The organism is Rhodococcus sp. (in: high G+C Gram-positive bacteria), assembly GCF_049591685.1.
GTDB lineage: Bacteria > Actinomycetota > Actinomycetes > Mycobacteriales > Mycobacteriaceae > Rhodococcoides.
On sequence record NZ_JBAWFH010000160.1, the window covers coordinates 1 to 14,895 of the forward strand.

Annotated in this window: 15 protein-coding genes; 5 read left to right on the plus strand and 10 right to left on the minus strand. The window is 64.6% G+C overall.

All coding sequences use genetic code 11. The annotated features are described in order from the left end of the window. Positions 1-211: 211 nt before the first annotated feature. The gene (locus tag WBQ44_RS06840; protein WP_495565965.1) at positions 212-643 is read right to left on the minus strand and encodes a DUF5318 domain-containing protein; all 432 of its coding nucleotides are present in this window, start codon (positions 641-643) and stop codon (positions 212-214) included. A 477-nt stretch (positions 644-1,120) separates the two neighbouring features. Between WBQ44_RS06840 and WBQ44_RS06845 the strand changes: the two genes are divergently transcribed. Together WBQ44_RS06845 and WBQ44_RS06850 are read left to right on the plus strand one after the other, a co-directional pair. After that, on the plus strand, positions 1,121-1,702 hold the full coding sequence (locus WBQ44_RS06845) for a PadR family transcriptional regulator (protein ID WP_495565966.1): 582 nt from the start codon (positions 1,121-1,123) through the stop codon (positions 1,700-1,702). Continuing rightward, complete coding sequence (locus WBQ44_RS06850; protein WP_495565967.1) at positions 1,695-2,792, plus strand: inositol-3-phosphate synthase; 1,098 nt, start codon at positions 1,695-1,697, stop codon at positions 2,790-2,792. The genes WBQ44_RS06845 and WBQ44_RS06850 overlap by 8 nt, the downstream gene beginning before the upstream one ends. 221 nt (positions 2,793-3,013) lie before the next feature. On the opposite strand, the gene WBQ44_RS06855 is transcribed toward WBQ44_RS06850, so the two are convergent. Genes WBQ44_RS06855 through WBQ44_RS06870 form a run of 4 tightly spaced genes read right to left on the minus strand, consistent with a single transcriptional unit; the run spans position 3,014 to position 6,358 of the window. Further along, on the minus strand, positions 3,014-3,190 hold the full coding sequence (locus WBQ44_RS06855) for a hypothetical protein (RefSeq protein ID WP_495565968.1): 177 nt from the start codon (positions 3,188-3,190) through the stop codon (positions 3,014-3,016). Further along, entirely contained in the window at positions 3,187-4,008 is an 822-nt protein-coding gene (locus tag WBQ44_RS06860; RefSeq protein WP_495565969.1) for a carbohydrate ABC transporter permease, read from the minus strand. Before WBQ44_RS06860 ends, WBQ44_RS06855 begins: the two co-directional genes overlap by 4 nt. Next, complete coding sequence (locus WBQ44_RS06865) at positions 4,005-5,054, minus strand: carbohydrate ABC transporter permease (protein WP_495565970.1); 1,050 nt, start codon at positions 5,052-5,054, stop codon at positions 4,005-4,007. Before WBQ44_RS06865 ends, WBQ44_RS06860 begins: the two co-directional genes overlap by 4 nt. 32 nt (positions 5,055-5,086) lie before the next feature. Further along, positions 5,087-6,358, minus strand: a complete 1,272-nt coding sequence (locus WBQ44_RS06870) for an ABC transporter substrate-binding protein (RefSeq protein WP_495565971.1) — start codon at positions 6,356-6,358, stop codon at positions 5,087-5,089. 211 nt (positions 6,359-6,569) lie between these two features. Between WBQ44_RS06870 and WBQ44_RS06875 the strand changes: the two genes are divergently transcribed. Continuing rightward, complete coding sequence (locus WBQ44_RS06875) at positions 6,570-7,388, plus strand: DUF2786 domain-containing protein (protein WP_495565972.1); 819 nt, start codon at positions 6,570-6,572, stop codon at positions 7,386-7,388. A gap of 43 nt (positions 7,389-7,431) precedes the next feature. Here WBQ44_RS06875 and WBQ44_RS06880 read toward each other — a convergent pair whose 3' ends face one another. The 5 genes from WBQ44_RS06880 to WBQ44_RS06900 are packed head-to-tail and all read right to left on the minus strand — an operon-like array spanning position 7,432 to position 13,495. After that, positions 7,432-8,691: an MDR family MFS transporter gene (locus WBQ44_RS06880; protein WP_495565973.1), complete on the minus strand. Its 1,260-nt coding sequence runs from the start codon at positions 8,689-8,691 to the stop codon at positions 7,432-7,434. Between the two features lie 6 nt (positions 8,692-8,697). Beyond that, positions 8,698-10,491 carry an ABC transporter permease subunit gene (locus WBQ44_RS06885; RefSeq protein ID WP_495565974.1) on the minus strand — a complete coding sequence of 598 codons (1,794 nt, stop codon included), beginning with the start codon at positions 10,489-10,491 and terminating at the stop codon, positions 8,698-8,700. A gap of 5 nt (positions 10,492-10,496) precedes the next feature. After that, positions 10,497-11,987: an ABC transporter substrate-binding protein gene (locus tag WBQ44_RS06890; protein ID WP_495565975.1), complete on the minus strand. Its 1,491-nt coding sequence runs from the start codon at positions 11,985-11,987 to the stop codon at positions 10,497-10,499. Positions 11,988-12,005: 18 nt separating this feature from the next. Next, entirely contained in the window at positions 12,006-12,752 is a 747-nt protein-coding gene (locus WBQ44_RS06895) for an ABC transporter ATP-binding protein (protein WP_495565976.1), read from the minus strand. Continuing rightward, positions 12,749-13,495, minus strand: a complete 747-nt coding sequence (locus WBQ44_RS06900; protein ID WP_495565977.1) for an ATP-binding cassette domain-containing protein — start codon at positions 13,493-13,495, stop codon at positions 12,749-12,751. Before WBQ44_RS06900 ends, WBQ44_RS06895 begins: the two co-directional genes overlap by 4 nt. Positions 13,496-13,735: 240 nt before the next feature. Here WBQ44_RS06900 and WBQ44_RS06905 point away from each other — a divergent pair, with 240 nt between their 5' ends. Both WBQ44_RS06905 and WBQ44_RS06910 read left to right on the plus strand, forming a co-directional pair. Further along, positions 13,736-14,245 (plus strand): TIGR04338 family metallohydrolase, encoded by a 510-nt coding sequence (locus WBQ44_RS06905; RefSeq protein ID WP_495565978.1) that lies wholly within the window; start codon positions 13,736-13,738, stop codon positions 14,243-14,245. A gap of 35 nt (positions 14,246-14,280) precedes the next feature. Beyond that, positions 14,281-14,895, plus strand: a 615-nt coding sequence (locus tag WBQ44_RS06910) for an LLM class F420-dependent oxidoreductase (RefSeq protein WP_495565979.1), incomplete at its 3' end; no start/stop codon positions are given.

Genomic DNA, 14,895 nt, shown 5'->3' on the forward strand with positions numbered 1-14,895 from the left:
GTGGTCCGATCGGTCGCCCGGGCATACCGGGAGGCATGGGCGGGCGACGAGACGAATCGCGGTTTCCGGAACCACCGCCCGGCGGGTTGTGTCCGCCGCCAGGCGTGTCGTCGTAGGGGGAACTCACGTTCGGGTCTCCAGTGGTTGGGCGAGCACAGCAGTGAACGGCACATCGAAACTACCGATCAGGCAGATCGGCAGAGCGATTGTGTCACTCGCTCGCGGTTCGACGGTTCGGTTGGCGAGAAGTCGATCGCGATCGCCGCGGTTGCTTGGGGGCGGGCACAGCGCCCAGCACGTAGGACTGGACGAGGTGATTCCAGCTGCACGAGCGGCACACCTCGACCACGTGTACGGAGAATTCTTCCTCGGTGGCAGCAAGACGCACCAGTTCCTCAGCTGTGCGGGCGGAGCCCGACAGTGGTCCGAGCTTTTCGCCGAAGACCCACGAGACGTGTGTGAGCTGCTCTTTTCGGCATATCGGACAGACGACATCACTGCCCCGGCCGTGGAACTTGGCAGCACGGAGTAGGTACGGATCTGCGTCGCACACGGCGCTGACACCCGCCCTGCCCGAGTACACCTCGGCGAGCAGCGACCGTCGCTGTAGGGCGTAGTCCACCACCTGTCGCTGAAGTCGCACGAGAACCAGAGTACGTGCGGCCGGCGACAGGTGGGCCGGGCACCGTCTCTTCTCACCCACCGACGAGCGCGAAAACCTGTGCTCCACCTGTACCGACGCGAGTTTCACCCTCGACCCGTGCGAGGAACACCGGATCCAGATCGCACCGGTACCTGCGCAGCGTCGGACGCAGCCCACGCCGACGGGCAGCTGGCCGAAGCAAGCCGGCCCGCGCCGGAGGTTGCGTCCAGGGCGTACGACGCCGACCGCCGCAGTGGCCGAAGTCGCGGGAAACGTCCTGTCGGGGAGTCGCTGCAAGCCTCGAGGTTTTTCCCTTCCGGCTGTGCTCTGCCTGCTCGCCGAGGCGTACGTCCGGGGTTTTGTCCTTACAACATTACTTGTTGGTATGTATGTACATATATCGGGTCGATACATTTCGCGTATATGCTTGGGCATCGCATCGCAGACAGCGGTCCGCATCGAGGGAAAGGAGTGGCAATGCTCGAACTCGCAATCCTCGGCTTGCTGCTCGAAGCCCCGATGCACGGTTACGAACTCCGCAAGCGCCTGACCGGCCTCCTCGGAGCGTTCCGAGCCTTCTCCTACGGCTCCCTGTACCCGGCCCTTCGTCGCCTACAGGCGGACGGGCTGATTGCCGAGGACGCGGGCCCGGACACACTCGTCAAGCGTCGTGCCAGGCGCGTATACGAGCTCACTCCGGAGGGCAGGCAACGTTTCACGGAACTCGTCGCCGACACCGGACCGCAGAACTACACCGACGACGGATTCGGCGTTCACCTCGCCTTCTTCAGTCGCACCCCGGCAGAAGCCAGGATGCGCATACTCGAAGGCAGACGACGTCAGGTGGAGGAGCGCCGCGAAGGCCTCCGCGAAGCCGTGGACAGGGCGAGCGGAACGCTCGACCGATACACCCGTCAGCTTCATCAGCTCGGCCTCGAGTCCAGCGACCGCGAGGTGCGCTGGCTCAACGAAGTGATCGCTGCCGAGCAGGCGGGTCCGTCCGCCACCCCCAATCCGACCAAAGTTTCGAAGACAGAAGGAGAACCCGACCATGGGTGAGAACAGCGAAGGCGCGGGCAGCAACGCCATCCGCGTAGCCATTGTGGGCGTGGGCAACTGCGCCTCGTCCCTGGTCCAGGGCGTCGAGTACTACCGGGACGCGGACGAGACCGTCACCGTCCCCGGCCTCATGCACGTCAAGTTCGGGAAATACCACGTCCGCGACGTCGAGTTCGTCGCCGCATTCGACGTGGACGCCAAGAAGGTCGGCTTCGACCTCTCCGACGCGATCTTTTCGAGCGAGAACAACACCATCAAGATCGCCGACGTACCGCCGAAGGACGTGCAGGTTCTGCGCGGACCGACCCTCGACGGCCTCGGCAAGTACTACCGCGAGACCATCACCGAAGCCGACGGCGAAGCAGTGGACGTCGCACAGGCACTGCGTGACGCCAAGGTGGACGTACTCGTGTCCTACCTGCCCGTCGGATCCGAAGAAGCCGACAAGTTCTACGCACAGGCCTCCATCGACGCGGGCGTTGCGTTCGTCAACGCGCTTCCGGTGTTCATCGCCAGCGACCCCGTCTGGGCCAAGAAGTTCACCGACGCAGGCGTTCCCATCGTCGGCGACGACATCAAGAGCCAGGTCGGCGCAACCATCACGCACCGCGTCATGGCAAAGCTGTTCGAAGACCGCGGAGTACAGCTCGACCGCACCATGCAGCTCAACGTCGGCGGCAACATGGACTTCCTCAACATGCTCGAGCGCACCCGCCTCGAGTCGAAGAAGATCTCCAAGACGCAGGCCGTCACCTCCAACCTGCAGCGTGAGTTCAACACCAAGGACGTCCACATCGGACCGTCCGACCACGTCGGTTGGCTCGACGACCGCAAGTGGGCCTACGTCCGCCTCGAAGGCCGCGCCTTCGGTGACGTGCCCCTGAACCTCGAGTACAAGCTCGAAGTCTGGGACTCGCCCAACTCCGCAGGCGTCATCATCGACGCTGTCCGTGCAGCCAAGATCGCACTCGACCGCGGCATCGGCGGACCGGTCATCCCGGCATCGGCCTACCTGATGAAGAGCCCGCCGCAGCAGCTCCCCGACGACGTTGCGCGCACCCAGCTCGAAGCCTTCATCATCGACGCGTAAGTCTCACAGCTCAAAACTTCACAGATCAGTGGCACGGCGGGTTCCTCGCGAACCCAGCCGTGCCACTGGTGTTTGAGGGTGCGGTGTCGTTGGGGGGTTGGGCCGTGTTTAGGGTGCGGTGCGTTCGGGTGCACCCTAGTCGCGCAGGTTCCAGCCAACCGCACGCATTGCAACCTGCGCAGTTGACTGCAAGGTGCGCCGAAGCGACCGACCGACCGACCTCAGACGCGGAGCGTGCGCACCACGAACCCCAGGGCGACGAGCAACCCGAGCAGCACGGCCGAGGCCCAGATGCTCGGTTCCCCGCCGACGATTCCGGCCACTGCGGCGACGAACGCCATGAGCGCGAAGAAACCGAGGATGCCTGCCAGCAGCTGCAGGTGGTCCTGCGCGGTCACGACTTCACTCCGCCCGCGGTGAGCCCGGAGATGATGCGCCGCTGGAAGAGCAGCACCATGATGACGAGCGGTATCGCGACGATGGTGCCTGCCGCCATGATGGCGGCGTACGGAACGACGTGCGGGTCGTTGCCCGAGAATCGCGCGATGGCCACCGTCACCGGTTCGGTGGTGTCACTCGAGAGTTGACTCGCCAGGAGGTACTCGTTGACGGCCGCGATGAACGCCAGGATGGCCGTCGTGAACAGTGCTGGTGCTGCGAGCGGAAGCATCACGAGCCGGAAGGCCTGGAATCGGCCCGCGCCGTCGATCCGCGCGGCTTCTTCGAGTTCCCAGGGCAGTTCGGCGAAGAACGCGGTGAGGGTGTAGATGGTGAGGGGCAGAACGAACGAGATGTTCGGGATGATCATCGCCTGGTAGCTGCCGATCCAGCCGATGTTCGTGAAGAACTGGAACAGCGGGGTGACCAGTGCGACGACAGGAAACATCGACGCCCCCAACACGATTCCGACGACGATGTACTTGAACCGGAAGTCGATGCGGGAGAGTGCGTATGCGCAGAAGATACCGATGACAAGTGCGATCAGGGTGGTGACGCTGCCGATGACGAGGCTGTTGACGACGGCGCGAACGAAGTTGTTGCCGTTGCTCGTCGACAGTGCGTTCTCGAAGTTCTCGAGCGTGACGTGGGTGGGCCACGGCGTGGTGTCGAAGGTATAGCGCGGGTCGCGAAAAGCCGTGACGGCCATCCAGTAGAACGGCGCGAGGCCCCACACGAGGATGATCACGACACCCAGGTAGATACGGGCGGTTTTCATCGGACGTTCCCCTTGCGCTGATTCTCCTGCGTGGCAACCGCATTGGCACCCAGGAATTTCACCAGGATGAACGCGACGATGAAGATCATGACGAACGAAATGGTCGACAGCGACGCTGCACTGTTGAAGCCCTGCCGTATCTGATCGACCACCAGGATCGAGATGGTGCGGGTCGCCGGGTTGCCTTCGGTGAGGATGGCGGGCAGGTCGTACATGCGCAGTGCGTCCATGGTGCGGAACAGGATCGCGACCATCAGTGCCGGTTTCACCAGCGGCAGGGTGATTTTGGTGAATCGCTGCCACGCCGATGCGCCGTCGACGCGGGCTGCTTCGTACACGTCGGACGGGATCATCTGCAGGCCCGCCAGGATGAGCAGCGCCATGAACGGCGTGGTTTTCCAGACGTCGGCGATGATGACTGCGAATCGCGCGGGCCAGGCATCGCCCGTCCACAGGATGTTCGTGCCGAGCAACTTGTTGGCGATCCCGTCGTACGCGAAAATGAAGTACCAGAGCTTCGCGGTGACGGCTGTGGGGATGGCCCAGGGAATCAGGATCGCCGCACGCAGCAATGCTCGACCGGCGAAGGTCTTGCCCATGATGACTGCCATGGCGAAGCCGATGACCACCTCGATCGACACGGTGACGACAGTGAAGAAGGCCGTGTTGCCGACGGCTCCCCAGAACTGCGACCCCAATGTGCCTGGAGGACAGGGCACAAGTGTGCCGGTGGCCGACGTGCATTGCTGCAGGATCCAGTGGGTGTAGTTGGAGAACCCGGCGCTGCCGCCCTTGACGAACATTCCGGTGGCGGGATCGAGACCGGCATCCTTCTGGAACGACATGACCACGGCACGGACAACCGGGTAGGCAATGACAACCGCAAGAATGACCAGCGTCGGGGCGATGAGCAACCATGCGCGGCCCGCGGTGAGTCCGAATTGTTTCTTTCCGGACGAGCGTGCATGCCGACCGCGGCCGGGGGAAGTTCCTCCGGCAGCGGCTGCGATAACAGGCCCACTGGTTCGACCAGTAGGTAGAGCCATAAAGATTCTCCTGGTGCTTCGGCGGCGAATCTCTAGTTTGCGCCGGCCGACTCGATGCCGGCCTGGATGTCGGCGATCGCCTGGTCCACCGGCTTCTCACCCTTGATGGCCGCGAAGGTGTTGTCCTGAATGGCCTTCGAGACGGCAGGGTAGAACGGAGTGACGGGACGCGGGACCGCGCCCATGATCGATTCCTTCAGCGCCGGCAGGTACGGCATCTCGGCGATGAGAGCCGGGTCGTCGTAGAGGGACGAGAGCACGGGAGGCAGTGCGCCCTCGGCGATGATGCGCTGCGCCTGCTCACCCTGCAGGAAGCGCAAGAAGTCGGCGGCCGTGGCCTTCTTCTCGGAGAACGAGCTGATTCCTGCGTTGTAACCACCGAGAGTGGATGTGCCGACACCGGTGACGCCGGGCAGCGGTGCGACGCCGTACTTGCCGGCAACAGCGGAGCCTTCCTGAGACGCGGTTCCGTACACGTAGGGCCAGTTGCGCAGGTACAGCGCCTGGCCGTCTTCGAACGCCTGCTGGCTCTCGGGCTCTTTGAACGTGGTGTTCTGGGCCGGGATGACTCCCGACTCGAACGCCGTGACCAGCGCCTGCAGACCGGCTTTGGTCTCCGGGCTGTCGACGGTCGGGGTCTTGCCGTCTTCGGCGACGAAGGATCCGCCGTGTGCGTTGACGATTTCGGACGCGCTGACCGTCAGGCCCTCGTAGGACGCGAACTGTCCCGCGTAGCAATCGATGTTGTTCTCGGTGGCGATGCTGCAGCTGGCTGTGAGCTCGTCCCAGGTGGTGGGAGCTGCGGGGACCAGGTCACTGCGATAGAACAGGAGGCCACCGTTGGTGTTCTTCGGCGCCGCGTACTGCTTGCCGTTGTAGGTGGCGCTCTCGACGGTGGACGGCAGGATGCCTGCATTGTCCATCGCGAACTCGCCCTCGAGTGGTACGAGCCAGCCCTTGGCCGCGAACTCGGCGGTCCAGATGACGTCGAGTGCCATGACGTCGTAGTCGGCCTGCTCGGCCTGCAGGTGCTGAACCAAGTCGTCGTGAGCCTGGTCGGCGTCGTTGGACTGCTCTTTGAAGGTGACCTGCTCATCGGGATGCGAGGCGTTCCACTCGTCGATGATCTGGCGCACGACACCTGTTTCGGTGGTGTCCTTGCCCTCGACGTAGGTGATGGGGCCGCGACCGTCGGCGCTGGCCGATGTGGAGTCGCTGGATTCGCTGTCGCTGGAACACGCGGTGAGCGTCAGCAGCGTTGCCGCCGTTGCCAGCACCGCCACCTTCGAGATCAAAGACGCCATTTGGTTTCTCTCCACTTGCTTCGTACCCGGATTGTGTGCGAGGGGAAGGTCACAGACGAGTACGAATGTGCTCCCCCCGACGCACATGTCGATACGCACTGTGGCACACGAAGCGTCCGAAAGGGGTGAATTGACCATCCCTGAATCGGTACACCTGCAGTGTCGGTGATGCGTTGTAGCGTGCTGGGGTGACGTACGGAGGGATCAAGCTGTGAGCTCGGACAAGATGCTGACGCGCATCGGGGGTCTGCTGCGCCAGGCCGAGTCGACGGACAATCCGCACGAGGCGGAGGCGTTCATGGAGGCTGCGCAGCGCCTTGCGACGGCCACGTCGATCGATCTGGCGGTCGCGCGCTCGCACAGTGCGTCGAGGGAGAAGCGCGCTGTTCCGATTCAGCGCGTGGTGCGGATAGGTGAGGCCGGCAAGAGGGGGCTCAAAACCTTCGTGCAGCTGTTCGTCTCCATCGCTTTCGCGAACGACGTCAAATGCGACATCGCGCGATCGTCGACGCAGGTGTTCGCCTACGGCTTCGAGTCCGACATCGATACGTGCGAGGCCCTGTACTCGAGCCTGCTCGTGCAGATGGTGCGCGCCTCCGACCTGTACATCAAGTCCGGGGCATATCGCACCGAGACCGCCGTCCGGACGGTCAGGAAGACCATCGGTCGACGGCGTTACACCACCCAGGAAGAAGTTCCGGTCGCGGCGGTCACCGCGAGGCTCAACTTCCAGACCGCGTTCGCCGAACGAATCGGTGTCCGGCTCCAAGCCGTGCGCAAGGAAGCGGAAGTCGACGCCATCGCGCGAGAAAAGCCCGATGCCGGGACGGCTCTCGTGTTGCGCGACAAGGAGGTCGAGTTGTCGGACTTCTACTCACAGACCTCGAAGGCACGCGGGACGTGGCGTGGTCAGGGCTCGAGCGTCGGGTACTCGCACGGGGCTCGGTCCGCAGGTGACCGCGCCGGGCGCGCCGCTCGACTCGGCGGTGAAACCGAACTCGATTCTGCCAGAGGGCAATTGGGTCGGTAGCCGAGCCTGTTGGTGCAGCAAGGCCGTCACTCGAGCCGAGCCGTCAGTTCAATTTGGCGAGCACGATGCGCAAGCCGACGACACTGGCGACGGGGAATGCCGCGGCCACGAGCCACGGAACGGCCGCGCCCCAACCGGTATCCGGTGCGGCGTCGATCACTGCACCCAACACCACCGATCCGACGAGAACCCCGATACCTCCGAGCGACGCCATGAATCCGTAGTACGAGCCGAGCCGTCGTTCGCCGGCCAGAAGAGGCACGAGATCACGTGCCTGGGGCATGGCGATCATCTGGCCGAGCGCAAGCAGCAGCACAAACACCGCGGCCGGAAGCAGCCCGACAAGTCCTTCCAGCCGAAGCGGCGACGTCGCGGCGACCACGACGAACGAGGTTGCCATGACGGCAAATCCGACGGGCAACACCACTCTCGGTGACACGTTCTTCACGCGCCTGGTGATCGGCAACTGCGAGGTCACGACGAACACGGCCGAGACCGCGAAGAACCAGCCCAGTACCGTTTGCGAGCCCCACGCGCGCTCCACTTCCAGGGGGAGCAGGAGATAGAGCTGGTTGTATGCGACAAGTTGCGCGCTCATCGCGAAGGCGAACAGCACGAACAATCTGTTGCGGACGACGTCTGTCCACCCCTCGAGCCATGGGTCGTCGCGGTGTTCGCCCGGCTCGTTGGGGAGCCACCGCAGGTGAGCGACGATGACCGCGACAAAGATGGCAGCGGCGACGAGGCATGCGATGCGGAAGTCGGCCAGCAGCAGTAGCGAGCCGACGAGCGGCCCGGTGAACGAACCGATCTGGTTGCACACCGACAGCAGCGCGAACGTCTCGACGCGTCGCGGCCCACCGGCACGCTCACTTGTCCCGGCCTCGATCGCTACCGCCGATTCGACTGCGGGAGAGAACAATGCGGCTGCGAAGCCGACGAGAACCGTCGCAGCCAGTACGCCGGCCAGCGAATCGAAGTATGCCAGCCCGACGAAGCCCAGCACCCGTAGGACGCAACCGGCGAGCACAACGGGCTTGATGCCCCACCGATCGGCGAGGGTGCCTCCAACGAAGAACAGTCCCTGCTGCGAGAACGTTCGAATTCCCAGCACGACGCCGACCAGTGCGGCACCAAGTCCGAGGTCGCTCGTCAGATGCACCGACAGATACGGCAACACCATGAAGAAGCCGACGTTGAACGTCAGCTGGGTCAGAACCAGGAGGCGAATCGTGGGCGTCGCGCGGGACAGGTCCTCGAGAAACGACCAGCGCCACCGCTTCGGGCTGGTACTGGTTGTCACGCTCGTTCACTCCCTGAAGACGGTTTTGCTCCCAGAAGAGGTTACAGGCGTCGCCGACCCGCCTGTGTCGCCACCAGTGACCACTCGGGTTCGTCCCGAAGTCGCACTGGCCAGCGACACGGCGAGGACGGCCAGGGCGATGAGCGATGCCAGGGGCGCGAGCACCACCCACGGTGCGCGCTCGACGCCTGCCACGCCGTCGGACAGGATCAGACCCCAGTCCGGAGTCGGCGGCTGCGGTCCGAGTCCGAGAAAACCCAGTGCAGCCAGGGCCAATGCAACGCCGGGAAGCCGAAGCATCGCATGCCGGAGCACGGCAGGAAGTACTGCGGGCACGATGGACCCGAACAAAATCCGGGCCTCACTCGCACCCAGGGTGGGCAGGATTGCGATGTACGGCCGCGCACGAGTTTCCTCGACGAGTGCGGCGGTGTGGGCGGCCAGCGGAGCCCAGGTGACGATGAGTACGGCGACGGCGGCGCCGCCTGCGCTGGGCCCCCAGATCGCTGCGATCAGGATGCCCGCCACTACGGGCGGGGCCGCATTGGTCACTTCGACGAGTCCGCGCGACACCCGCGGGATCAAACCGAACGAGACCCCGATGACAAAGCATCCCAGCGTCACCGCGAGCGACAGAGCGATGGTCGAGACTGCGCCGTCGGACACCCGCGCCAGCAGGTCACGTCCGGATGCGTCCGTACCGAATGGGTGGGCAATCGACGGCGAGGCGAATTTGTCTCGGCTCGCGAAGAACGGATCACGAGGCATGCCCACGACGATCATGATCAGCAACAGCGACGCAGCGCCGAAGGGCAGAATCCATCTACGCGGCGATGGCGCGAACACCCCCGACGGGATCGGCATCGCCTGATTGCGCAGCGCGCTACCCAGCAATACGCGACGCAGCAGCTCTGCTGCGATACCCAGAGCTGCACTGACCGCGAGCAGCAGGAGCACGTCGATCTGTAGCGCGGGTAGGTCCTGAGATTGTGCGTCGTTGAGCGTCGTGCGACCCAATCCCGGTATCGCGAAGACTTTTTCGACGGCGACTGCACCGCCGGTCATCGCAACCATGACCAACCCGATCTGCGACGCCAGGCTGGGCATCGCCCGGCGCAGAACCGCGGCGGCAATGGCCCGCTTGGTAAAGCCCACCACGGTCCACGTCGTCACCCAACCTTCGGTGAAGGTGACGGCTACGGCATCGGCGAGGAGGCGTCCGATCAGGCCGCCGGCCGGTAGGCCGAGCGCCAGGGCGGGAAGCACGACGTACTCGGGTCCGTTCCAGCCGTAGGCGGGCAAGTCCAGCCACACCGCGCCGACGATCACGAGCACCGACGCCAGCAGGAACTCGGGCATCGATGTCAGTGCTGCGGCGGCTGCGCCACCGGTCCGCCGCGGCGAACCGCGCAGGCCCGCTCTTAGGGATGGCAGCACCACCAGCGACGCCACCATCAGTGCCACCACGATGGCGCAGACCATCAGCGTCAGGGACACCCCCAACGCTCCGACCGCACCGGGGAACACGGGTCTGCCTGTGTTCCAGGATGTTCCGGGGTCGCCCTGCAGGAGACTGGTGAACCAGTCCCAGAACATGCGCACGGGACCGACGTCGAGGCCGAGGTCGCGACGAATCGCGTTCAGTGCTTCCTCGGTCGCCTCCTGTTCTGCCGAACGTGCCCGCAGGATGGTGAGTGCGGGATCACGACCCGACAGCCATGGCAGCATCCCGAGTATCACGACGACACCGAGAACGGTGACGACCCGGGAGGCAGCGACGATCCATGTGCCCTTCGTCATGTTTCTTACTCGACCGTGGTCTCGTTGGTGATCAACAGACGCTCGCGGGGGTCGCGGGCGGCATCGACGATGCGCGCCGACTCACCCTGGATGACTCGCTCGTGAAGCATCGGAATAGCCGCGTCCTTCTCCAGGATCAGTTTCTCGGCCTCGAGAACTGCGGCACGGCGGTCGGCGCCAGGATCGGTTGCCGATGCCTCGGCCAACGCAGCGTCGACGTCCGCGTCACAGAACTGAGCGATATTGAACGACCCCTCGCACGCGAAGTCGGAGTACATGTACGACACGGGGTCACCGGAGTCGAGAACCGTAGCGCGCGAGAGAATGAAGGCGTCGAAACGTCCTTCCAGAGCGTCGGTTTCGATGAACTGATACTCCCGAACAACCTGTTCGACGATGAAGCCCCTGGCTTCGAGTGCTTGCTGCAGCAGCACCGCGACCTCGGGCAGTTCGGCGCGGTCGGTGAACGTGGCGAGGGTGATGCGTTTGCCGCTCGCGTCGCCGGCCGGGGTCTCGATGCGCTCGGGACGATCCTGCGCCCACGGCACCGCAGGGCCGAGCAATCCGTTCGCCGCATCGGCGCGACCTTCGTAGACCTGCTCCACCAAACGATCCTGGTCGATGGCCTCGCGGGCGGCGGCTCGCATCGCCGGATCGGTGAACACACCGGTCGAGTTGTTGAGGTACAAGGTGTTGGTGCGCGGCATCGGAACCTCGTGCACCAGCTCCTGGTCGACGAGCCCGGCCTGCCCGACCGGAATCGCCTCCACCACATCGGCGGTGCCGTTGCGCAAGGATGCGGCGCGGGCCGTACCGTCGGGCACGAAGTCGACGTCGAAGCCTGAGAGCTTCGCCTGCTCGCCCCAGTAGCCGTCGTAGCGGTCGAGCGAGGCACTGGATGTGCCGTCGACGCTCATGAGTTCGAACGGGCCGGTTCCGTTACCGATAGGGCTGACCGGGCCGTCGCCCTCGTATGCGATGGGCGCCAGGATGGCCAACTGAGGGCTTGACAAACGCTGCGGGACAAGCGGATCGACGAGCTCGGTCTTTACCGTCACCGTGTCCTCGTCGACGGCGGCGGCGGTCAACTCGACTCCGTCGAGAATGCGCGGTTTCGGGGCAGCCTGCGTCGCGGCCGTCAGAGCGGTGACCACCGCGTCGGCGTCGAGCGCGGCGCCGTTGTGGAACGTGACGTCCCGGCGGATCTCGAAGCTCCACGTGTAATCGTCGGTCTGTGTCCACGCCGTCGCGAGCCCGGGTTGCACATCTCCGAGATCGTCGAGGTTTACCAGCGTTTCGGCTGTGGACCAGCGAGAGAGCTTGAAGGCGTCGTCGCTGAACTGCGAGAGCCCCGAGCGCGGCGGCAGAAGCATCGCCACGCGGGCGCGCTCGTCGCTGTCTTCGGATGCGGGAGACGAGAAGCAGCTTGTGAGGACGAGTACGCCCACGGCACCCACTGCTGCCGCTCGCACGGTGCGAATCATTCTGGAAGACATCTATTTCTCCTGTGGATATTACGAACGAAGTCTGGGCACTGCATCGAGCAGTGCAACGGTGTGCGCGTGGGTTGGATTACCGAAAACGGCTGTCACGTCGCCGCGTTCGATGATCGCGCCTTCGTGCATGACCGAGATCGTGGTGCACAGCCGCGCGACGACGGACAAATCGTGCGAGACGACGAGTAGCGCGGTGGCCGTACGGGTGGAGAGCTCGCCCAGGACATCGAGCACCTGCTCGCGGAGGTCGAGGTCGAGTCCGCTCACCGGCTCGTCGGCCAGCAGATAGTCGGGTTCGCACGCGACCGCCCGCGCGATCGCTACGCGTTGGTTCTGGCCGCCGGACAGCTCGGACGGGCGACGCTGCAGAAACCGGTCGTTCAATCCCACTGCAGCGAGGGCCTTTACGGCCATCGCAGTGTGATCTCCGTCGGCCCCGAGCAGCCGCAGCGGTGTCGCCACGAGGTCCACGACGCTTCGCCTCGGGTCGAGTGACGTGGCGGGATCCTGCGGAATGTACTGAACCCGGCGGCGAAACCACCGCAGCGAACGTGCCGAACCGGGTGTCACGGGTATACCGTCGAGTGCCACGGCTCCCGAGTCGGGGCGATCGAGTGCCAGGAGCAGTTTCAATAACGTCGTCTTACCCGAACCGGATTCGCCGACGAGCGCTGTGCGGGTACCGGAGACAAGCTCGAAATCGACGCCGTCGAGAGCGACATTGTCGGCATATCGACGGCTCACGCCGGCTGCAACGAGACTCATCTCGCGGCCAGGGCGGTCAGTGGATCATTGGCGTGCGCCCGTGCGATGAGCGCTTTGGTCAAGTCCGCCTGGGGCCGCGCGATGATGTCCGACGTTGCACCGTCCTCTACCACCCGCCCGTGTTCCATCACGACGAGCCGATCGCACAGACTCGCGGCGACGGCGACGTCGTGGGTGATGAACAGTAGTGCCGAGTCGACGGCCTTCAAGGCATCGAGAACCCGGGCCTGGGTGACCACGTCGAGAGCCGTGGTCGGCTCGTCCGCGACCAGCAGCGGGCTACGGCACGCGAGGGCAAGGGCAATACAGATCCGTTGCCTTTGCCCGCCGGACAGTTCGAGCGGGTGCGACGCAAGGATGCGTCCCGGATCGCGGAATCCGACCTGTTCGAGGAGGCCCTCGACATCCGACTTCGTTCTGCGTGCGGGCGCGCGGAGCTGAGCGCCGACGGTGACCATTGGGTTGAGAGCCGTTGCCGAATTCTGGAACACCATGGCGGGCCGGGCGCCGGTGTGGCGACGCGGCGTCGGAACACCCGCGACGTCGTGCCCGTCGACCGTAATTCGACCGGTCGAGGTGATGCCGGGTGGGAGGTGGCCGATGATCGTCGACGCTGTCAGCGACTTGCCCGATCCCGAGGCTCCCAACAGCCCGACGCGTTGACCTGCGCGGACCGTGAAAGAGACGTGGTCGACGACGCGGGTGCGGCCGGCGTCGACGCAGAGGCCATCGACGACGAGCAAGAGGGACTCCTGAACAAGACTTGAGCTTATCGGCAGTGACTTCGACAATCGTTGTCGGTTGAACAGTAAACGGTTGGCGCATTGCAGCCAAATCTGCGGCTTCGCCACCCGTGCGCATGCGGCTCCGCCACCCGTGCGTACAAAGTGTCGTTCCAGCAGCATCAAGTGCACACGGGCGCGAAGCGCAGCGACGTTTCGCGCACACGGGCGCGCGGCGCACAAGCGCATTACTGTCGCTGCGTGAAGAACAGGGATGCGCAGCGTTCGAGGGTGTACGAAGCAGAAACCATGGTCCGCACCATCTTCGATCGTGCCGACGAACGCGACTTGCGGACGGTCGACATTCTGGGGTCCACGTTGACGTTGCCGATCGAGCGGAAGTTCGCTTCCATCGATTCGGTACAGCGCTATGTCGACTCAGTGCTTGCATTGACGTGGGTTCGCGAGAGGTGGCCGGACGCGTCTCCGGTGACGGTGCGTGAGCGTTCGGGCACGGGGGCGTCGCACTACGAGAAGGACACCTGCACCATTGCGGTACCCCTGCATCGGCGCAACCGGGCGTGGGCGCTTCGCGAGCTGGTGCTCCTGCACGAACTGGCGCATCATTTCGAGCCGGAGGAGTCCGAGGCACCGGCGCACGGCGGCGCGTTCGTCGATCGGTTCGTCACCCTGGTCACCGAGATCGTCGGCGCGGAGGCCGGCTTTCTGTTGCGCGCGACCATGCTGGATGTCGGCGTGAAGGTCGGCTGAGTGCGCAATCTCACGCCACTCAGCACAATGGTTTTATGACTGTGAAAATCGGTGTTCAGCTTCAGCCCCAGCATGCCCCCGATTACGGCCTCATTCGCGACGCAGTCTTGCGCTCGGAGGATGCCGGCGTGGACATCATTTTCAACTGGGACCACTTCTATCCGCTGTACGGCGACCTCGACGGTGCTCACTTCGAGTGCTGGACGATGCTCGGCGCGTGGGCCGAGCAGACGTCGAACGTCGAGATCGGTGCACTCGTCACCGGCGGCGGATACCGCAACCCCGACTTGCTCGCAGACATGGCTCGGACGGTCGATCACATCAGTGGTGGCCGGCTGATTCTCGGCATCGGCGGCGGGTGGTACGAAAAGGATTACGACAACTTCGGCTACGAGTTCGGCACCGCGGGGTCGCGCCTGAAGCTGCTGAACGAGAACTTGGCGCGGATCAAGAATCGCCTGGCAGTTGGCAATCCGGCTCCGACGCGCGAGATCCCGATTCTCATCGGAGGTGGCGGCGAGAAGAAGACGCTCAAGATGGTGGCCGAGTACGCCCACATCTGGCACAGCTTCGCCGATTTGGGTGAGCTGAAGCGCAAGTCGGGCATTCTCGCCGAGCACGGGGAAACCGTCGGCCGTGACGTCTCCGGC

What these genes read in the sequence shown, in the direction of transcription:
- WBQ44_RS06860 (WP_495565969.1), bottom strand. Translation starts at nt 4,008, where the DNA reads ATGAAAACCGCCCGTATCTACCTGGGTGTCGTGATCATCCTCGTGTGG.
- WBQ44_RS06865 (WP_495565970.1), bottom strand. Translation starts at nt 5,054, where the DNA reads ATGGCTCTACCTACTGGTCGAACCAGTGGGCCTGTTATCGCAGCCGCT.
- WBQ44_RS06845 (WP_495565966.1), top strand. Translation starts at nt 1,121, where the DNA reads ATGCTCGAACTCGCAATCCTCGGCTTGCTGCTCGAAGCCCCGATGCAC.
- WBQ44_RS06895 (WP_495565976.1), bottom strand. Translation starts at nt 12,752, where the DNA reads ATGAGTCTCGTTGCAGCCGGCGTGAGCCGTCGATATGCCGACAATGTC.
- WBQ44_RS06850 (WP_495565967.1), top strand. Translation starts at nt 1,695, where the DNA reads ATGGGTGAGAACAGCGAAGGCGCGGGCAGCAACGCCATCCGCGTAGCC.
- WBQ44_RS06890 (WP_495565975.1), bottom strand. Translation starts at nt 11,987, where the DNA reads ATGTCTTCCAGAATGATTCGCACCGTGCGAGCGGCAGCAGTGGGTGCC.
- WBQ44_RS06885 (WP_495565974.1), bottom strand. Translation starts at nt 10,491, where the DNA reads ATGACGAAGGGCACATGGATCGTCGCTGCCTCCCGGGTCGTCACCGTT.
- WBQ44_RS06870 (WP_495565971.1), bottom strand. Translation starts at nt 6,358, where the DNA reads ATGGCGTCTTTGATCTCGAAGGTGGCGGTGCTGGCAACGGCGGCAACG.